20 protein-coding genes are annotated in these 16,614 nt (G+C 39.9%); 9 read left to right on the top strand and 11 right to left on the bottom strand.

Going from position 1 to position 16,614, the window contains the following annotated elements:
- Nucleotides 1-123: 123 nt before the first annotated feature.
- On the bottom strand, nucleotides 124-702 hold the full coding sequence (locus tag JI665_RS12770) for a TerD family protein (RefSeq protein ID WP_206839808.1): 579 nt from the start codon (nucleotides 700-702) through the stop codon (nucleotides 124-126).
- A gap of 117 nt (nucleotides 703-819) precedes the next feature.
- Nucleotides 820-1,401, bottom strand: a complete 582-nt coding sequence (locus tag JI665_RS12765) for a TerD family protein (RefSeq protein WP_206839807.1) — start codon at nucleotides 1,399-1,401, stop codon at nucleotides 820-822.
- A gap of 249 nt (nucleotides 1,402-1,650) precedes the next feature.
- Between JI665_RS12765 and JI665_RS12760 the strand changes: the two genes are divergently transcribed.
- Nucleotides 1,651-2,580, top strand: a complete 930-nt coding sequence (locus JI665_RS12760) for a 3'-5' exonuclease (RefSeq protein ID WP_206839806.1) — start codon at nucleotides 1,651-1,653, stop codon at nucleotides 2,578-2,580.
- Nucleotides 2,581-2,726: 146 nt separating this feature from the next.
- Nucleotides 2,727-3,629, top strand: coding sequence for an aldo/keto reductase (locus JI665_RS12755; protein WP_206839805.1), 903 nt, complete (start codon nucleotides 2,727-2,729; stop codon nucleotides 3,627-3,629).
- A gap of 48 nt (nucleotides 3,630-3,677) precedes the next feature.
- Here JI665_RS12755 and JI665_RS12750 read toward each other — a convergent pair whose 3' ends face one another.
- Nucleotides 3,678-4,172, bottom strand: a complete 495-nt coding sequence (locus JI665_RS12750; protein WP_206839804.1) for a hypothetical protein — start codon at nucleotides 4,170-4,172, stop codon at nucleotides 3,678-3,680.
- Between the two features lie 296 nt (nucleotides 4,173-4,468).
- On the opposite strand from JI665_RS12750, the gene JI665_RS12745 reads away from it, so the two are divergent.
- Entirely contained in the window at nucleotides 4,469-5,377 is a 909-nt protein-coding gene (locus JI665_RS12745; RefSeq protein WP_206839803.1) for a hypothetical protein, read from the top strand.
- Between the two features lie 40 nt (nucleotides 5,378-5,417).
- On the opposite strand, the gene JI665_RS12740 is transcribed toward JI665_RS12745, so the two are convergent.
- The 3 genes from JI665_RS12740 to JI665_RS12730 all read right to left on the bottom strand — a co-directional run bounded on the left by JI665_RS12740 (nucleotide 5,418) and on the right by JI665_RS12730 (nucleotide 9,349).
- A complete protein-coding gene (locus JI665_RS12740) occupies nucleotides 5,418-6,386 on the bottom strand; it encodes a LysM peptidoglycan-binding domain-containing protein (protein WP_206839802.1) in 969 nt (322 codons plus the stop codon).
- Nucleotides 6,387-6,670: 284 nt separating this feature from the next.
- Nucleotides 6,671-8,830, bottom strand: coding sequence for a PAS domain S-box protein (locus tag JI665_RS12735; RefSeq protein WP_206839801.1), 2,160 nt, complete (start codon nucleotides 8,828-8,830; stop codon nucleotides 6,671-6,673).
- A 234-nt stretch (nucleotides 8,831-9,064) separates the two neighbouring features.
- Nucleotides 9,065-9,349: a hypothetical protein gene (locus tag JI665_RS12730; RefSeq protein WP_206839800.1), complete on the bottom strand. Its 285-nt coding sequence runs from the start codon at nucleotides 9,347-9,349 to the stop codon at nucleotides 9,065-9,067.
- Between the two features lie 139 nt (nucleotides 9,350-9,488).
- Between JI665_RS12730 and yhfH the strand changes: the two genes are divergently transcribed.
- Together yhfH and pepF are read left to right on the top strand one after the other, a co-directional pair.
- A complete protein-coding gene (yhfH, locus tag JI665_RS12725) occupies nucleotides 9,489-9,623 on the top strand; it encodes a protein YhfH (RefSeq protein WP_009334590.1) in 135 nt (44 codons plus the stop codon).
- Between the two features lie 207 nt (nucleotides 9,624-9,830).
- Nucleotides 9,831-11,645: an oligoendopeptidase F gene (gene pepF, locus JI665_RS12720; RefSeq protein WP_206839798.1), complete on the top strand. Its 1,815-nt coding sequence runs from the start codon at nucleotides 9,831-9,833 to the stop codon at nucleotides 11,643-11,645.
- An 83-nt stretch (nucleotides 11,646-11,728) separates the two neighbouring features.
- Here pepF and JI665_RS12715 read toward each other — a convergent pair whose 3' ends face one another.
- A complete protein-coding gene (locus tag JI665_RS12715; RefSeq protein WP_206839797.1) occupies nucleotides 11,729-13,006 on the bottom strand; it encodes an erythromycin esterase family protein in 1,278 nt (425 codons plus the stop codon).
- A gap of 129 nt (nucleotides 13,007-13,135) precedes the next feature.
- Here JI665_RS12715 and JI665_RS12710 point away from each other — a divergent pair, with 129 nt between their 5' ends.
- Together JI665_RS12710 and JI665_RS12705 are read left to right on the top strand one after the other, a co-directional pair.
- Nucleotides 13,136-13,324 (top strand): hypothetical protein, encoded by a 189-nt coding sequence (locus JI665_RS12710; protein ID WP_206839796.1) that lies wholly within the window; start codon nucleotides 13,136-13,138, stop codon nucleotides 13,322-13,324.
- 18 nt (nucleotides 13,325-13,342) lie between these two features.
- A complete protein-coding gene (locus tag JI665_RS12705) occupies nucleotides 13,343-13,585 on the top strand; it encodes a transcriptional regulator SplA domain-containing protein (protein ID WP_206839795.1) in 243 nt (80 codons plus the stop codon).
- Nucleotides 13,586-13,640: 55 nt separating this feature from the next.
- On the opposite strand, the gene JI665_RS12700 is transcribed toward JI665_RS12705, so the two are convergent.
- Nucleotides 13,641-13,823 carry a cold-inducible protein YdjO-related protein gene (locus JI665_RS12700; RefSeq protein ID WP_026041562.1) on the bottom strand — a complete coding sequence of 61 codons (183 nt, stop codon included), beginning with the start codon at nucleotides 13,821-13,823 and terminating at the stop codon, nucleotides 13,641-13,643.
- 91 nt (nucleotides 13,824-13,914) lie between these two features.
- On the opposite strand from JI665_RS12700, the gene JI665_RS12695 reads away from it, so the two are divergent.
- Nucleotides 13,915-14,052, top strand: coding sequence for a hypothetical protein (locus JI665_RS12695; protein WP_206839793.1), 138 nt, complete (start codon nucleotides 13,915-13,917; stop codon nucleotides 14,050-14,052).
- A 41-nt stretch (nucleotides 14,053-14,093) separates the two neighbouring features.
- Here JI665_RS12695 and JI665_RS12690 read toward each other — a convergent pair whose 3' ends face one another.
- Complete coding sequence (locus JI665_RS12690) at nucleotides 14,094-14,843, bottom strand: YqjF family protein (protein ID WP_206839790.1); 750 nt, start codon at nucleotides 14,841-14,843, stop codon at nucleotides 14,094-14,096.
- 140 nt (nucleotides 14,844-14,983) lie between these two features.
- On the opposite strand from JI665_RS12690, the gene JI665_RS12685 reads away from it, so the two are divergent.
- Nucleotides 14,984-16,042, top strand: a complete 1,059-nt coding sequence (locus tag JI665_RS12685; protein ID WP_206839789.1) for a sulfite oxidase — start codon at nucleotides 14,984-14,986, stop codon at nucleotides 16,040-16,042.
- Nucleotides 16,043-16,173: 131 nt separating this feature from the next.
- Here the strand turns inward: JI665_RS12685 and JI665_RS12680 are convergent, their stop codons facing one another.
- Nucleotides 16,174-16,335, bottom strand: coding sequence for a hypothetical protein (locus tag JI665_RS12680; RefSeq protein WP_206839788.1), 162 nt, complete (start codon nucleotides 16,333-16,335; stop codon nucleotides 16,174-16,176).
- Nucleotides 16,336-16,357: 22 nt separating this feature from the next.
- A complete protein-coding gene (locus JI665_RS12675) occupies nucleotides 16,358-16,567 on the bottom strand; it encodes a YozQ family protein (RefSeq protein WP_206839787.1) in 210 nt (69 codons plus the stop codon).
- Nucleotides 16,568-16,614 lie beyond the last annotated feature (47 nt).

Genomic DNA, 16,614 nt, shown 5'->3' with positions numbered 1-16,614 from the left:
ACACCTATTTTGCCCATTCGCTATTTATTAAGTATGGGATTATTACCCAATTGAATGGGCCGGGGGATCTCGCTTGATAAACAAAAAGGCACCCAAAACCATTTGGGTGCCAGAAAGAAAAAATTAAACCTGCAGTCCATAGTTGCGGCAAAGAGCTGCCAAACCGCCTGAGAAGCCGCTGCCAATGGCATTGAACTTCCAGTCATTCCCATGGCGGTATAATTCACAGAAAACCACTGCTGTTTCAATGGAAAAATCCTCTCCAAGATCAAAACGCAGCAGCTCCTGATTATTGGATTCATCCACTAATCTTACGAATGCATTGGAAACCTGGCCGAAATTTTGCTGCCTTGATTCTGCATCATGAATCGTAACAGTTATGCCAATACGATGGACATGTGAAGGTATTTTGGTAAAGTCGACAACAAGCTGCTCATCGTCGCCGTCTCCTTCACCTGTACGGTTGTCTCCTGTATGTATAACTGCTCCGCTTGGATGCTGCAGATTATTATAGAAAATAAAATCATGATCGTTTACACATTTACTGGTGTCATCAGCAAGAAATGCAGAGGCGTCAAGGTCGAAATCATGTCCGCCGCTATATCTGTTCGTATCCCAGCCCAGTCCGATAATGGCTTTAGTCAGGCCAGGATTTGTTTTAGTCAGATCAATTCTTTGACCTTTTGATAATTGAATACCCAAGATAATCACTCCTTCATAACACAAATCCTTTTTTCACGACAGATCATTGATATGTGGGGAATTTACCCTAAAGAGGAAGCCAGGAAAAGCGGCTGCTCTGCCTGGCAATAATGAAACTTAACCTATCTGCAGACCGAAGTCAGTCGCAATACGGGCAAGTCCTCCCTGATAGCCTGAACCAACGGCAGAAAATTTCCATTCTCCATTATGACGGTATAATTCGCCCACAACAATGGCCGTTTCAATGGAGAAGTCTTCTCCTAAATCATAACGGATTAATTCTTCATTTGTTTCTTCATTAATGATTCTTGCAAATGCATTGGAAACCTGTCCAAAATTTTGACCGCGGCCCTCGCCATCATGAATCGTAATGACAAAGGAAATCTTCTCAATGGAAGCAGGAACAGCGCTAAGGTTAACTTTGACTTGCTCGTCATCACCATCTCCCTCACCTGTTCTGTTATCTCCTGTATGCAGGACCGAACCGTTGCCGCCTTCAAGCTGGTTGTAGAAAATAAAATCTTTATCAGATGCACACTTGCCGTTTGCATCTAATAAAAATACACTGGCATCAAGGTCAAAGTCCAATCCTCCATCATATTTATTCGTATCCCAGCCGAGTCCAACTATTACATTAGACAACCCAGGATTAGTTTTTGTTAAATCAATTTTCTGCCCTTTCGATAAAGAAATACCCAACGTTCATCCATCCTTTCAAGTTCAATAATTTTACAAGAACTATCGCAATCATATTTGCGACTAAAACTATGTACCCTTTAAGTGTAAACGTTTCAATAGAAATCGTAAACCGATTTGCCATTGGGCTGGGAAAAAAGTTCAATCCCTCCATACATATCTTCATGGATAATTCTGTTCCTTCCTTTTTTGCCGGTCATTCTTTATAATATCTTGTTGGATAGCTGGATATTAGAAAAGGGGTGAAGGCGTATGGCCGAGCTAAAGCAGCTGATTTTTTTTGATTTTGAAATGCTATGCAGCAAAAATGGTATGCTTTTTGAAGATATGGAGGCCATTCGCCTTGGTGCTGTAAAATTTGAACTTGAAACGGGTAAGGTTACTGGATTTGACAGCTTCATCCGTCCGCAGCAGGACTCACCGCTAAGCCCATTCTGCAAGGAATTGACGGGGATATCCGACTCTGATCTCAAAACAGCAGATGACTTTTCTGAGGTGTTTAAAGATTTTCTCTTTTGGGTCGGCGGAGTAAAAAAAACAAGATTTTATTCCTGGTCAACCAGTGACATCTTAAGATTGAAAGCCGATGCATTCAGGCATAATCTTCCGCAGGCAACTATTGATAAAATTACTAAAAGATATGTCGACTTTCAGGCTATTTTTACAAAAAGAGCTTCCCGGACTGCAGCTTCAGTTGAAAAAGCATTGTCATTCTATGAGCTTTCTTTTATCGGCGAACCGCATCATCCCATGTTTGACGCTTATAATACTTTAAGGATATATCAATCATTTGAAGAACAGGATGTAAAGACTGATTTAATTATGCTGCAGCAGTTTATATTTCAGGAAGATGAACTCCCTCCTATTGAAAGACTCAGCCAGGAACTTAAGAATATTTTCCAAAAAGACTTGATAGAATTCTACTCCCATTTAAATGATGCATTTCGTATGAAGGATGCCTGGAAATTGATAAAGAAAACTAAAAAACTTGTTGAAAAATATGAGAATATCCTTCTCAGCCGTTCAGGCATTTTTGATGAAGATATAACTTCTAACGTTGAGGAATTAATCACTTTTTATCAGGAACTTCAAACAGCCTATAAAGAGCATTGTTCCTACACATCAAAAATTATGATTCTGCATGAGCAAATGGTTGAACCTCTGCAGAAAATATGCGGATAAAATGAGGCGACAAATCAGTTGCCTCTTTTTTTTATGCTGAAAGATTAATTCGGTTCAGTACCCTTTGCGATGCTGAACTTTTAACTTGGTATTCTTTGAAATTTTAGAGATAATAACAATGCAAATAAAATTGGGAGCTGATACGTTTGGATAGAGTGCAGATGGCAGAGGATCTGTCGTTTTCAAGAATAGTACATGGTCTATGGAGACTGGCTGACTGGAAAGTTTCAGATGAAGAAATAATCACTTTAATAGAAAGGTGCTTTGAGCTGGGTATAACGACATTTGATCATGCCGATATTTATGGCAGCTATACATGTGAAAGCCTGTTTGGAAGGGCTCTTGAGAAAAAGCCGGAGATCCGCGGAAAAATGGAAATTGTAACGAAATGCGGGATTGTACTCCAATCACCAAACCGCCCTGAGCATAAATCCCATCATTACAATACTGGAAAAAACCATATTATTGCTTCGGTTGAGAAGTCTTTGCAAAATCTGAAAACAGATTACATAGATACCTTGCTCATTCATCGTCCCGATCCTTTTATGGATCCGGAAGAAGTTGCTGAGGCATTTTCAGCTTTAAAGGCTGCCGGCAAGGTAAGGCATTTTGGAGTATCCAATTTTAAAAGCCATCAGTTTACAATGCTTCAGTCATACCTTGATATGAATCTGATTACAAATCAAATTGAACTTTCTGCTTATCATCTGGAGAATTATGAGGATGGCACATTAAATCTGTGCATGGAAAAAAGAATCGCTCCGATGGCCTGGTCCCCTTTGGCCGGCGGCAAAATTTTTAGCGGTACTGAAGAAAAATCGGCACGCCTTAGAGCAGCATTACATAAAGTCGCAGAGGAAATCGGGGCAAGTGATATTGATGAAGTTTTATTTGCCTGGCTATTAAATCATCCTGCCCGAATCATGCCAATTGTCGGATCCGGCAAGATTGAAAGAGTTGAACGTGCAGCCGGGTCATTATCTTACAAACTTAACAGGGACCAGTGGTTTGAGATTCTTCAAAGTTCAATGGGGCATGATGTGCCTTAATACATACAAACAGCCCTATTCCTTTGAGAATAGGGCTGTTTGCTGCATTTATTGGAAAACGCTGTTGAAAGCAGGAGCAGATAGTTCCACTTCTTTAAAAACTTTAGTCATTGAATTGATATACTCCTTTTTAAATGGCTCGGCTTCCGCCATGTCCTCAGATCCTGCTTTTACCAGCTCAGCTTTTTTAGCATAGTATTGAGATAAGCTATCAACTGCAGCTTCAATATCCTTAGTGTAGTCTGTTAATTCTTCTGGTACTGACACGGCTTTCGCTTCCTTTTCAAAAGCTGCAGCTGCTTCAGCCGGATCCTGACCTTCAGCGGTCAAGTTTGCATCGGTGTTTCGGATTACTTTTGTCACTTCTCCCTGATAGTTTAGCAGAGCCGAGCGCACTTCTTTCGCTTCATCAGCGGCCTCTGTCTCTGTCGCCTCTGCTGCCGGCTCTTCTTTTTCTTCCCCTTTAGAAGCTTCTTCGTTTGAGCATGCTCCAAGCATTAGTGTCAGTACAGCTGCTGAAAGCAAGAACGATAATTTCTTCATGTAATGATCCTCTCCTTCTTTTTGTTTTAGAGGTAGTTTTGGTTGATCCCCTATGTAGTCAGATCCATGACATTTACTGCCAATTTACTGACAATTAATAATTTACCTATTATTTGAATTTTTTGCAATACTTTTATTGCGATTTACGAAATTTTTTCCAGGGAGCGGGAGCATCCTGCTCATTTGTGTGTACCAATATCAAATTTCAAATGTTTAGGCTTTTATAGGATAGTGCCCATCCATCTCAAAAAGGGCTGGCATAGCCTATAAAAAAAGTGAAAATGAGGAGTGTTCCTATGGCCAAACAATCAAATGAGGCTGTATTCCCTAAGCTTTATCTAAGCCATCCAGATACTGTTTCCAATCAGGGTACTTATCGCCTCAACTATCTCCAGGAGGTTTTGAAAGAACAGCAAGCTGTTAATACCCGATTATCTGAAACATATGACAATATGAAAAATCAGCTCGATGATTCCTTTACTGACATGAGTAAACTCGTAAAAAGAGCAGCTGGTAAACAAAATAATCATATTGAGCATTTGGCAGCTAAGCTTAAAAAGCAGGATGCTTTTTTAATGAGTTTTCTGGAAATAATGAACCAGCGCGAAAAGGAAAATGATACTTTGAATAAAAGGCTGGCTGCATTGGAGGAAATAAATAAAGCAATACTGGAAACTCTTGAAAATGAAGAGCCGGTAAATCAGAAGATACTTGAACATGTATCATTCCAGGAAGCGGAAACTCAGGCACTTTCCCGAAAGTTTGATAAATTTGACGATTTTACTGAGGAAGCTGTTTCAAATTTTAAAGCACAGGAAGAAATGAATGCAGAATTATGCAAAAAGCTTGACGTACAGAAGGTATTTCATAATACCGTAATGGAACGTTTAGAGCAGCAGTTTACTGCATTTTCAGAGGAAGCTGAGAAAAAGTTTAAAACACAGGAGCAAATGAAAGAAGAATTAAACAAACAGCTTGGTGTACAGGAACAGGCAAGCAAGTCGATAATGGAACGCTTAGATCGACAGGAAGCAATCACAGAAAAAATCAGCAGGCAAGTAGACAATCTTAAATCGGCTGTCTACGAGAGGGCCTCCCACCTTTCTGAACGCTTTGAAAATAGTATTAAGCTGCTGGCAAAACCAGTCCACAGTTTCTTTGTAAATCAGGAGGAAAAAGCAAAACAAAGGAATGATAAAGAGTAAAAGAAAGAAGGCACCCGGTAAAGTGCCTTCTTTTCTGGTATTAATCTAGAATCGTAACTTTAACTGTTTTTCTGCCGAAATTAATGGCGTCTTCCTGAGAAGGCATAAAGATATCGATCTTGTTGCCTTTAATGGCTCCGCCAGTATCACCTGCGACAGCATTACCATAACCTTCAACATGGACTTTAGTTCCAAGAGGTATCACATTTGGATCCACAGAGATTACTTTTTGATCCGGATTTTCTTTTAAATTGATTCCTGTAGCAGTAATTCCTGAGCAGCCTTCACAATTGGCCGTGTAGGCTGTTGCTTCCATATTCAGCACTTTTTGAGCTTTTTCTTCATTTGCAGTTTCCGCCGGCTTTTCTGCTTGAGGCTCAGCAGCAGACTGGGATTCCGCAGCAGGCTTGGCAGTCTCAGATGCAGGCTTTGATTCCGCAGCAGGTTTAGCTGGTTCTGGATTTGATGCTGCTGGCTTTGCTTCCGGAGCAGGCTGTGATTTTTCAACTGGCTGTGCAGCTTTCTCAGCTGACTGTGTTTGATTTGCTGCAGGCTGTTCAGTCTTTTGCACAGGAGCTGAAACTGTCTCTGCAGGTTTTTCTGATTTGGCTTCAGCTTCCTTAATTGGAGAAACTGCAGCATTAACTGCTTTAGCATTCGGATAAAGGATTAACTCATCGTCCGGCAGAATTAGATCAGAGCTTAAGCTGTTCCATTCTTTGATTGCCTCTGCTGTGACGTTATGTTCTCTTGCTATATCCCAAAGTGTATCGCCTTTTGATACTATGTATTTCTTTTCCGGATATACATTAAGTACATCATCTGGATGGATGATATGAGAAGACAGCCCATTCCATTCTTTTATCATGTCAACTGGTGTATTATATGTTTGGGAAAAATCCCAAAGTGTATCGCCTTTTTTTACTGTCACTTCTTCTGCTTGTACATTAGCACCAGCTGTTCCGGTAATTGCCGCAGCAGCTACAAAAGATAAAATTGATTTTTTCATGTTGTTAAAACCTCCCGTATAGCTCGTTTTTAGCTAACGGGGTTAATAATAACATGGAATCTTTACTAAAAAAGAACAAACAGATAATAATCCGGTTACGCATATAACAGAACGATAACAAACACATTTCAGAGAAACGGGCTCTAAAAAACGAAATGAATGTTTTTCCTTGATATCATGGGAATCTCTCCAATGTTATGATGTTTTTCCTATAAATTGGAACATCAATTATTAAACAGGACAGGAATTAATTTCTAACAAAAAAGCCAATCCTTTTTGATTGACTATGCAGATTTCGCAGGCAGAACAATATTGAATGTTGTACCTTTATTTAATTCACTCTCGATAAATACTTTTCCGTTATGGCTTTCGATAATTTTAAAGCTGACCATCAGGCCTAAGCCGTTCCCATTTTTTTTGGTTGTAAAAAAAGGCTCTCCGATATTTTTCAGTTTTTCCTGCGGGATTCCTACACCTGTATCCTGAATTGCAATTTGAACCTGGTTATTGATGATTCCGGCTCTAACGGTGATGCATCCTCCATCAGGCATCGCTTCAATTCCATTTTTAATAAAATTAAGGAAGACTTGTTTTAGCCGATTTTCGTCACATTCAATCTGAATGATATCCTGTTTATATTCGAAACCAATTTTCACGTCTCTTTTTCGAGCTTCAAATTCCAAAAAAGAAACGACATTTTTAATAATTGGTATGATATCCCTTTCTTCCAGTTCTGCGGCTTTTGGCTTAGCGAGAACCATAAAATCTTCTACTATATTATTAACCCGGTCAATCTCATCTAAAATGATGCTTAAGTACTCCTGCCTCTCTTCATCTGTCTCATCCAGCTGCAGGAATTCTGTATATCCTTTCATGGTTGTGAGCGGATTGCGGATTTCATGGGCAACCCCCGCAGCAAGCTGGCCAACTGCTGCCAGTTTGTCCTGCCGATGCAAAACTTCTTCTGTTTTTTTTCTTTCTGATATATCGTTTCTTATTGCTAAATATTGATAAGGTTTTCCGCTTGCGTTCAGGAAAGGCACAATCGTAGTATGAACCCAGTAATAAGATCCGTCTTTTGCTTTATTGCGTATTTCCCCTTTCCATACTTCTCCCAGGCCAATTGTTTTCCATAGGTTCTTAAAGAATTCTTTTGAATGAAGTCCTGAATTTAAAATAGAGTGATTCTGTCCTATCAGTTCTTCCCTGCTGTACTGAGAGATTTCACAAAATTTCTCATTAACATTGGTTATGGTTCCTTTTTCATCTGTAAAGGCAATAATGGAAGATTGATCAAGCGCAAATTTAATATCGTTTACCTCTTTCAGAGATTTTTTAAGGCTGGCTTCAGCAGATTTCAAGGCCGATATATCTGTCCGGATGGAAACATACTGATAGGGTTTATTCTTTTTATTAAGAAAAGGAACAATTGTAGTTTCAACCCAATAAAAGCTTCCGTCTTTTGCTTTATTGCGTATTTCCCCTTTCCATATTTCCCCTGATCCAATTGTTTTCCATAAAGTTTGAAAAAATTCCGGAGGATGAAAACCCGAATTTAAGATATTGTGATTTTTGCCAAGCAGTTCATGTTCTTCATATTTAGATATCTCAACAAATTTATCATTCACATAAGTGATGATGCCCTTTGGATCTGTAATTGCCACTATAGAGGATTCATCGAGCGCAGCCTGAATATCATGTAAACGGGTGTCGCTTGCTTCCAGCCGCTTGCTGATTAAAGTGCTTGAAGCAATGAGCCCGCTCAGGATAAGAATCCCTGCAAAAAATACAAGATAAATCAGAAAAGTTTCCGGTGAGCCTCCTCCCGTGCTAATTTCTCCATTTGAATAGAACGATGACGATCGGATCAGCAGAAAATAACCCTCCACAATGGCTCCGGTGAAAATGAGTGCACTTAAGGGCTTAATCCAGAAAGGTCTGGAGTTCGAAAGACTTTTCGAATAAAAGAGCATCCATAGTGAAAATAAAAAAGAAACAAAAATGATCAGTGCGGAAATGAAAAATATGATAGGGCCAAACTGCACATTCATCCCCACAGCAAACATTCCCGTTACATGGATAGATAGGACCGCCATTGTTAAAAAGAAGCTTCCCGCAAATAGATTGACTGCTTTCAGCTGCCGGTCGATTACAGTATTAAAAGCCATACCGGTAAAGGAAATGCCAAAAGCCATGGACAATAAAGTTAGCGGAATATTATAACTTCCTGAAGCACTTATGTTGATGGCGACCATGCCAATAAAGTTCATAATCCATATCCCGATTCCAAGGGAAAAAGTTCCGCCTAAGAACAAAAATTTCTGGTTTCTCTCAGATGATTTAATCAGTGTAAATAAATCTAATGCTGTATAAGAAGCCATCATGGTAAGTATTACGGCCACGAATATTAATATCGGATTAAAAGAAACAATTATCTCAGTCATCGCAGGCTGTTAGCCCCCTCCATTTTACTTTTATTAAATATGATTGTAATAGAATCATTCCAGCCTTGGAAGGGGCTGTGCGAAATAAAGTCAGAAGTTCATTGGAAGAGATTTTGCAGTTAAGCTAGAAATGATTAGATGATTTTACCCCATGTTTTCGGACTTGTTCCTATGGATTTCCCTTTCTGCTGTCCGAATGGTGGCAAAGTTCGGACTCGTTCCACCGGATTTCCGCTATTGCTGTCCGAATGGTGACAAAGTTCGGACTCGTTCCACCGGATTTCCGCTATTGCTGTCCGAATGATGGCCAAGTTCGGACTTGTTCCACCAGAATTCCGCTTCTCTTGTCCGAATGGTGACCAAGTTCGGACTCGTTCCACTGGATTTCGGCTTCTGCTGTCCGAATGATGGCCAGCTTAAGACTTGTTCCACCAGAATTCCGCTTCTCTTGTCAGAATGGTGACCAAGTTCGGACTCGTTCCACCGGATTTCCGCTATTGCTGTCCGAATGCTAACCAAATTTTTTTACCCAAAAACATAATAAATAAAATTTTTAAAAAATTTAATCAAACCACTTCACATTTAATTTCGTTTGGTATATACTGTACTACAACAGATGAACACAAAATAAACTGTATTATAAAAAGGAGGAAAATTCATGATCAAAAGTCCAGTTGAATTTTTTAGAACTCTTCCCAAAAAGGTATGCCCGGAGTGCGGCCAAACAGTCAAGGAACAGGCAGAATCCTATTTAATGGAATGTGATCGGTGTCTTTCAAAAAAAATGGAGTAGCACAAAAAGCGGAAGGCTTCAGGCCCTCCGCTTTTTTATTTTCTGTTATTTTCTGTTATTTTCTGCCATTTCCACTTAAAAGCAAACTCAAGCTGTTACAGTACAGTTAATTTAAAATGTTTGAAAAGTCTATAAATTTACCAAACCTTCCTGTATAATTGTCCCATAATCTCTTTATTTAGAGAATCGAAATAGGAGGGATCGTTAATGATTCAAACAGAAGTAACTCGATTAAAGCGTGTTGAGGTACCGAAAGATCGTACCTGGAAAGTGGAGGATTTATTTTCTTTAGAGGAAGATTGGCATAAAGAAATTAGAAATATAGATAAGGATCTTACTGTTTTTGAGCAGTTCAAGGGAAAGCTCCATGAAGGCCCGCAACTATTACTGGGCTGCCTTTCCGCTCAGGAAAAGCTCTCCATCCGATTGGTTCAAGCTGGAACGTATGCTAGTTTGCGTCAGTCGGAGGATGGAACAAATCCAAACAATCAGGCAAATTCATCCATACTTGCATCTTTAAGAGCAAAAGCAGCCTCCACTCTTTCGTTTATTGACTCTGAATTAATTTCCTTGCCTGAAGGCACGATTGAAAAATACATAGAAAATGAAAGCGGCCTGGAGCCTTTCAGGAAACAGCTGACAGATCTTCTTGAATCAAAGAAGCACAGGCTTTCTCCAGAGACGGAAGAAACTCTGGCAGCATTGGGTGAAGTCCATGGAGCTCCGTATAATGTGTATCAGGCTGCAAAACTTGCTGACATGCCATTTTCCTCTTTTAAAGACAGTAAAGGAAACGATCTGCCAAACTCTTTTGCTCTTTACGAAGATCGTTACGAGTTTTCGTCAGATACGGCTATCAGAAGGAATGCCTATGTCTCATTTACAGATTCACTGGAAAACTATAAGAATACAATTGCCTCCGCCTATTCTGCTGAGGTGAAAAAGCAGGTAACACTTTCTAAGCTGAGAAAATACAGTTCAGTCACCCAAATGCTCCTGGATTCCCAGCATGTTACAGAGGAAATGTACAACAATCAGCTGAATATTATCCAAAAAGAGCTTGCCCCCCATATGCGCAGATATGCACAGTTAAAAAGAAAAGTTCTGGGATTGGATAAGATGCTTTTTTGTGACCTGAAGGCTCCTCTAGATCCTGAGTTCAATCCTGAAACAACATTTGAAGAAGCATCAAAAGTCATATTAGAGGCACTCAAAGTAATGGGACCAGAGTATACAGATATAATGAAGAAAGGCTTGACTGAACGCTGGGTTGATTTGGCTGACAATGTGGGCAAATCAACAGGTGCATTTTGTTCAAGTCCATATGGATCGCATCCCTTCATCCTGATTACATGGACAGACACGATGCGCGGTGCTTTCGTTCTCGCACATGAGCTCGGCCATGCGGGTCATTTCTATTTGGCCAATAAATATCAGCGTATAATGAATACCCGCCCTTCGACTTATTTTGTAGAAGCTCCCTCAACACTTAACGAATTGCTGCTTGGACAGCATTTATTGGCGGGCACTGAAGATAAGAGAATGAAGCGCTGGGTAATTCTTCAGCTGCTTGGAACTTATTATCACAACTTTGTCACACACCTTCTCGAGGGAGAATATCAGCGAAGAATTTATAGTCTTGCTGATCAAGGGGTTCCGTTAACGGCAAAAACACTTTCAGATCAAAAGATGGAAACACTTGCTGAATTCTGGGGTGATACGGTTGAACTGGATGATAAGGCGGCTTTAACCTGGATGAGACAGCCTCATTACTACATGGGACTCTATCCATATACTTATTCAGCTGGTTTGACTGCTTCCACTGCTATGGCACAGAGCATTCAAGAGGAAGGGCAGCCTGCCATTGAACGCTGGCTTAATGTATTAAAAGCAGGCGGAACGAAAAAGCCGCTTGATCTGCTTAAGAGCGCAGGCATTGATATGTCCAAGCCAGATCCAATCCGCAAAGCTGTAAGCTATGTGGGAACATTGGTGGATGAATTGGAAAACAGCTATGTTTAACAAGAACCCCCTCCGTTTTTTGGAGGGGGTTAAGTTTAGAATTTATAGGTTTTATGTGAGATTTATTCAGTCAGAAATGCAGGTTATGACTTTCTCAAAGGCATATTAAGCGGGTTTAAACTATTGGTCTTCTCTATAAAAATGAAGCCGTCATACCTGAGTGAGATCTGAGTGGACACATAATTTCCATCCTGTTCATATTCAGGATTATAGACAACTCCGATAGCCCGGTGTCCGATAGAATCTGTGAATAAATCCCGGTTCTCTTCGGTAAACAGCAAAGCCTTATCACCCGGGCCTGCCTTTTGAAGGGCATCTTCCCAGCTCCCTGCCTGTGCTGTGGGCACCTCCATAACCTGCATCTCCTCCCCCCATTGCTCTGCAGCTATAACGGTACCTGCGTGAGTGCCAAATCCTAGTGCGAAAACCTGATCTTCCCCATACTTTTCCCGGAGGATCTGCCCAACATTAACAAGCCCCTCTTCTTTCATATCTGTTGCCCTGGCATCTCCGATATGGGTATTGTGTTCCCAAACGATGACTTTGGCATCTTTTCCATAATACTCCGATACTTCCTCCAGTGCATTCACCATATGATGGTCCCTAATATTCCAGTCATCAGGACCGCCTTTTACCATTGCTCGATAATAGTTTTCTGCATTCAGGGCAACAAGGCTATTTATTAAGAGGTTCAGTGATTCCTCTTCATAGTTCCTGGTATGTTCCCACTTATTTTTTATTTTTACTAAAAGTTCGGCAACTTCCTTGTCGCAAGCTTCCCCATAAAATTCTGCAGCCACTGCATAATTTTCAGGCTTTCTGTGAAAGGGTTCAAAGCAGGCAAATGCTCTTTTAGCAGCTCCCAGCTCTGCTGCACCCTTTGTCTCAAGAAGTTTTATTATCTCATGCATCGATTCCCATAGGCTATATATATCAATGCCATAGAAACCTGCCTTTAGACTATGTTCGTTAATCAGCTGATTATGATTATAAAGCCAGGTTATTAGATCTTTAATTTCCTCATTTGCCCACATCCATGTCGGCCACCGGTTAAAATCTTTCAATGCATCAAGGGGGCTCAGTCGCGCATAGCCTTTAACATACTTGTTTACAGTAAAGCAGGAAGGCCAGTCTCCTTCCACTGCGATACAATTGAACCCTTTTTGTTCAATTAGCCTTTTAGATATTTCCGCTCTAATTGTATAAAATTCTGATGTTCCGTGTGAAGCTTCTCCCAATAATACAAATTTCGCTTCCCCGGCTGCTTTAATAATCCGGTCAAGCCCATATGAATCGCTTAACAAGAATGCTTCTTTTTGAATAGCTGTAATCAAGCCCTTATTTTCTTCGATTTTTATCACCTCATTCAAAACCTATATGGTTACTTTGCCCATTTTAATTAGGATTAATATGGTTGAATATAAGAACAATGCAGAGAGAAAACTTTAAAGAAAGATGCTCGAATATCTATACCAGAAGGAGTTTTACTAATGAAAGAAAACGATGAGAAGTACCTGACATATGCACCAAAAGAGGAGATGGTAACCATTGAAACAGGTGGCATATTTCCAAATTTAAAACATGCAGCTGGGGATACAGTTGATGAACATGAACAGCAGGAAATGGCAAATGCTATTATAGGTGCAAAAGAAATTGGACAGCAGAACGAAAACCTATAAATTAAAGGAGTGAGTGAATTGGAGACAATCGATCCTAAAAAGGTGAAATCTGGTGATGAGGTTTTTGTTATATATCATAACCCTCATACTCCAAGTGTAGCAAACGTCAGGCCGGCTGAAATTGTACAGCATCCTAAAGATCCTAATGCAGTGGCCCTCTTCCTTAATGAATCATTCCATTTAATAGAAGAAGATGATGCCTTATTTTCTTCTGAAAAAGACGCAGAAAAGGCCTTTCAGGAATTATATGGAGATTATTGAAATTAATAAAGAAAGACTGTTATTTACCAGACAACAGTCTTTCTTTATATCTTGATTATAGAATTTGAGGCAATTCCCTCATTTCGGCAGTTGTTTCATCACCGCATAATGGGCATTTTAAATCTGAAGAGGCAAAATCTTTTCTCATCCAGCCATTGCAGCTATTACAGGAATACACCTCTGTGTCCAGCATTACAACTTCTGGCTTGTCATCTTGGCCTTTTTTATTGAAAAAAATTGGAAACGCCCCCTTTTTTTCTTAGTATGGCCAAAAAAAGAGAAAATTATTGAAAATGTTTTGAACAAAATTTTGAATAGGAGGTGATCCAATGGACCGCCGAGAGAAAAAGCGAAATCTTACTATAGCAGGAACTGATATTGATGAAGTGAAAAGGCTGAATAGCCAATCAGGGCTATCGTACAATGAAGCAAAAAAACTGCTTGCAGAACTTTACTTTAAGAAATGAGGTATTGAATGGGTTACACCATTAATACGATCAAATTTTTGTTATGGTGAAGAAACCTTTATCAAAGGCCAGAAATAAGCATGTTTTTCCGGAGAGTAGTGTACTATTGGTTCGCCTTCAAGGTACTTGCGGGGCAAAAATGAAGCTAAAGTGTTTTGATGTATCGTACAAGAAGCTTTCTGCAGCTGCCATTTTGTATGATGGATATCCCCGCGGAAAACTTTTTCACCTTTTATTACCCATAAGCAATACCTTTCAGTGAGCCATTCATCAAGTGTTCCTGCTTTTGAATTAAAGGGGCTTGATATTGGCTTATAATTGGCTTTGAATTGGCCGCTCTCAGAATGGCTGTGTGTTCGCCTGCTTTCATAATTAATTAATCCTTCAGACTTACTAACTTGCATTTCAGCATTCATATACGGCAGGAAATACAACATTCTGGCCCCTGTTACGGCTAAAAAGTTGTCTGCATCCATGCTAAAAAAATATACTCCTTTCATGCCCTCATACTCCACATAAGTCCTTACATTCAATTCATTCATCGATTTCATAATTGGCAATGGCGGCAAGCCGCGCACCCTCATTTTACTGATCCAGAAAGGTACGATTCCAACCCATGCTGTACCGTTGTATGTATCTAATGTTAACTGTGAAGGGATGTGTTCTTTCATTATTTCTGCAGGTACCGGCCAATGAGCAAATAATACATCATTCCATATTTGTTCCATAACCCAGGGTTTATCAGGCAGTGAAAAAGGCCTATGTCCTGTTATCCTCAATTCTTCTTTCATTTCCTTACCGCCCTTCATCATGTTATATAAATGATTATTCCTCATAATGCCGGCATTAAACTTAGCATAAATGAAGTGTTGATTGTCTATAGTTCTAACGCTGGGCATTGCATTGTATTTATGAATGGAGGTGATGGTTCATGAATAGACAGTTTTCAGCACCTTATCTGAAAACGCTAAGTCTGTCTCCTGAAAATCAGGAGTCTCCCATTCATTTTTTGGAGAGCTGGAAAACACCGCAGGAATATTTTTATTTAAGAAACCATTTTTCCTACCCGATAATTAGCCCTCATAATTTGTTTTTGTCCATTAGTGGGAATGTGAAACAAGCGATGGAAATATCTTTAAGTGAACTTTCCCGCTTTCCTACCAAAACCATTCTGGTCTCTCTGGAATGCGCTGGCAATAACAGAGCGAAATTTAAACCTAAGGTTTTTGGTGAGCAATGGGAAGAAGGAGCAGTCAGTCAGGGGAAATGGAAGGGAGTGCCATTGAAAGAACTGCTGGATAAAGCCGGACTTTTGGATGGAAGTAAAGAAGCCGTGTTTGCAGGAATGGATTTTGGTGAGCGAAAAGATTTGAAAGGATCCTTTTACTTTGCCAGAAGCCTGCCAATTGAGAAGGCACTCGGTGAAGATACGATTGTAGCTTATGAGTACAACGGCAAGCCCATCCCTTATAAGCATGGATATCCATTCAGGCTGATCGTGCCTCAATGGTATGCAATGGCCTCCGTCAAGTGGCTAAGAAATATTTTTATTATTCGTCATGAATTTAATGGTCCTTTTCAATCAAAAGATTATGTTTATTATCCCTATAAAGACAGCGATTTAGATAAAAAGCCTGTTACAGCCATGAATGTTAATAGCACAATCCAGCAGCCATTGAATTATTCCATTTTGAAAGAAGGATTTCATGCTATAAAAGGAATTGCCTGGACTGGCACAGGAACAATTAATGAGGTGGCATTAAGCATAGATCATGGTGTTACTTGGAGAAAGGCCACTCTTAAATACAGGGAAAACGAAAAATATTCCTGGGTAAAGTGGCATTTTGATTGGGAGGCATATAAGGGTGAGCATACCATTCTTGTAAGGGCCAGCGATTCTACGGGCAATATGCAGCCATTAAAGCCTTACTGGAACAGAAAAGGATATGGATATAATGCTGTGCAAAAGATAAAAATTCAGGTAGAATAATTTTTCAGGTGCAAATTCCCGAATTTCTTATATAGTCATAAACAAAAGAGAAGATGTCCCAGCATCCTCTCTTTTGTTTATCAATTTTATCACCGCTGCAATCTAAATCAGCAATCCATGTTGAACAGATTTTAATTTTCCTGATCTGTTCTCTTACCTGCTTCAGGTTCACCAGGTGTCTGGTTGCCTGTTGTAGCCTGGTATCCCACCCGATAGGAGGAATTCCTCTTTTTTCTGAGAACTTCCGGCATTTTGTACTGGCCGAGATCATCTTGAGCATCTTTTGGTGCCATTGAATTGCCTCCTTACTTTGCGTTATTCATCATACCCTTTGCGCGGAATGGAAATATCCACCCCGACAACGTCTTCAATTACGGCATCAGCTTGTCCTTCCATATATGCGTCACTCACTTGTTCATGGGTTGTCGCCAGGCCTGATGAAAGCTGATCATTCCTGTTATAATCTTCAGTTTCATAATATCTGCCCGCAATATTCGTGCCATCATTTTTGTCTCTTTTGTTCATGCTGAATACCTCCTTCTAAATTTTAAGAACTATCCTTATTTTGGACA

This window comes from Bacillus sp. NTK034 (genome assembly GCF_017303275.1).
In the GTDB taxonomy this organism is placed as follows: Bacteria; Bacillota; Bacilli; order Bacillales; family Cytobacillaceae; genus Cytobacillus.
This window is presented reverse-complemented; position numbering and strand designations above follow the sequence as displayed.

Bases quoted from the DNA above. Each gene is read 5' to 3' on its own strand.
- JI665_RS12685 (WP_206839789.1), top strand. From the start codon at position 14,984: ATGAATAGACAGTTTTCAGCACCTTATCTGAAAACGCTAAGTCTGTCT.
- JI665_RS12760 (WP_206839806.1), top strand. From the start codon at position 1,651: ATGGCCGAGCTAAAGCAGCTGATTTTTTTTGATTTTGAAATGCTATGC.
- JI665_RS12750 (WP_206839804.1), bottom strand. From the start codon at position 4,172: ATGAAGAAATTATCGTTCTTGCTTTCAGCAGCTGTACTGACACTAATG.
- JI665_RS12695 (WP_206839793.1), top strand. From the start codon at position 13,915: ATGGACCGCCGAGAGAAAAAGCGAAATCTTACTATAGCAGGAACTGAT.
- JI665_RS12745 (WP_206839803.1), top strand. From the start codon at position 4,469: ATGGCCAAACAATCAAATGAGGCTGTATTCCCTAAGCTTTATCTAAGC.
- JI665_RS12710 (WP_206839796.1), top strand. From the start codon at position 13,136: ATGAAAGAAAACGATGAGAAGTACCTGACATATGCACCAAAAGAGGAG.
- JI665_RS12740 (WP_206839802.1), bottom strand. From the start codon at position 6,386: ATGAAAAAATCAATTTTATCTTTTGTAGCTGCTGCGGCAATTACCGGA.
- JI665_RS12675 (WP_206839787.1), bottom strand. From the start codon at position 16,567: ATGAACAAAAGAGACAAAAATGATGGCACGAATATTGCGGGCAGATAT.
- JI665_RS12735 (WP_206839801.1), bottom strand. From the start codon at position 8,830: ATGACTGAGATAATTGTTTCTTTTAATCCGATATTAATATTCGTGGCC.
- JI665_RS12690 (WP_206839790.1), bottom strand. From the start codon at position 14,843: ATGAAAGAAGAATTGAGGATAACAGGACATAGGCCTTTTTCACTGCCT.
- JI665_RS12680 (WP_206839788.1), bottom strand. From the start codon at position 16,335: ATGGCACCAAAAGATGCTCAAGATGATCTCGGCCAGTACAAAATGCCG.
- pepF (WP_206839798.1), top strand. From the start codon at position 9,831: ATGATTCAAACAGAAGTAACTCGATTAAAGCGTGTTGAGGTACCGAAA.
- yhfH (WP_009334590.1), top strand. From the start codon at position 9,489: ATGATCAAAAGTCCAGTTGAATTTTTTAGAACTCTTCCCAAAAAGGTA.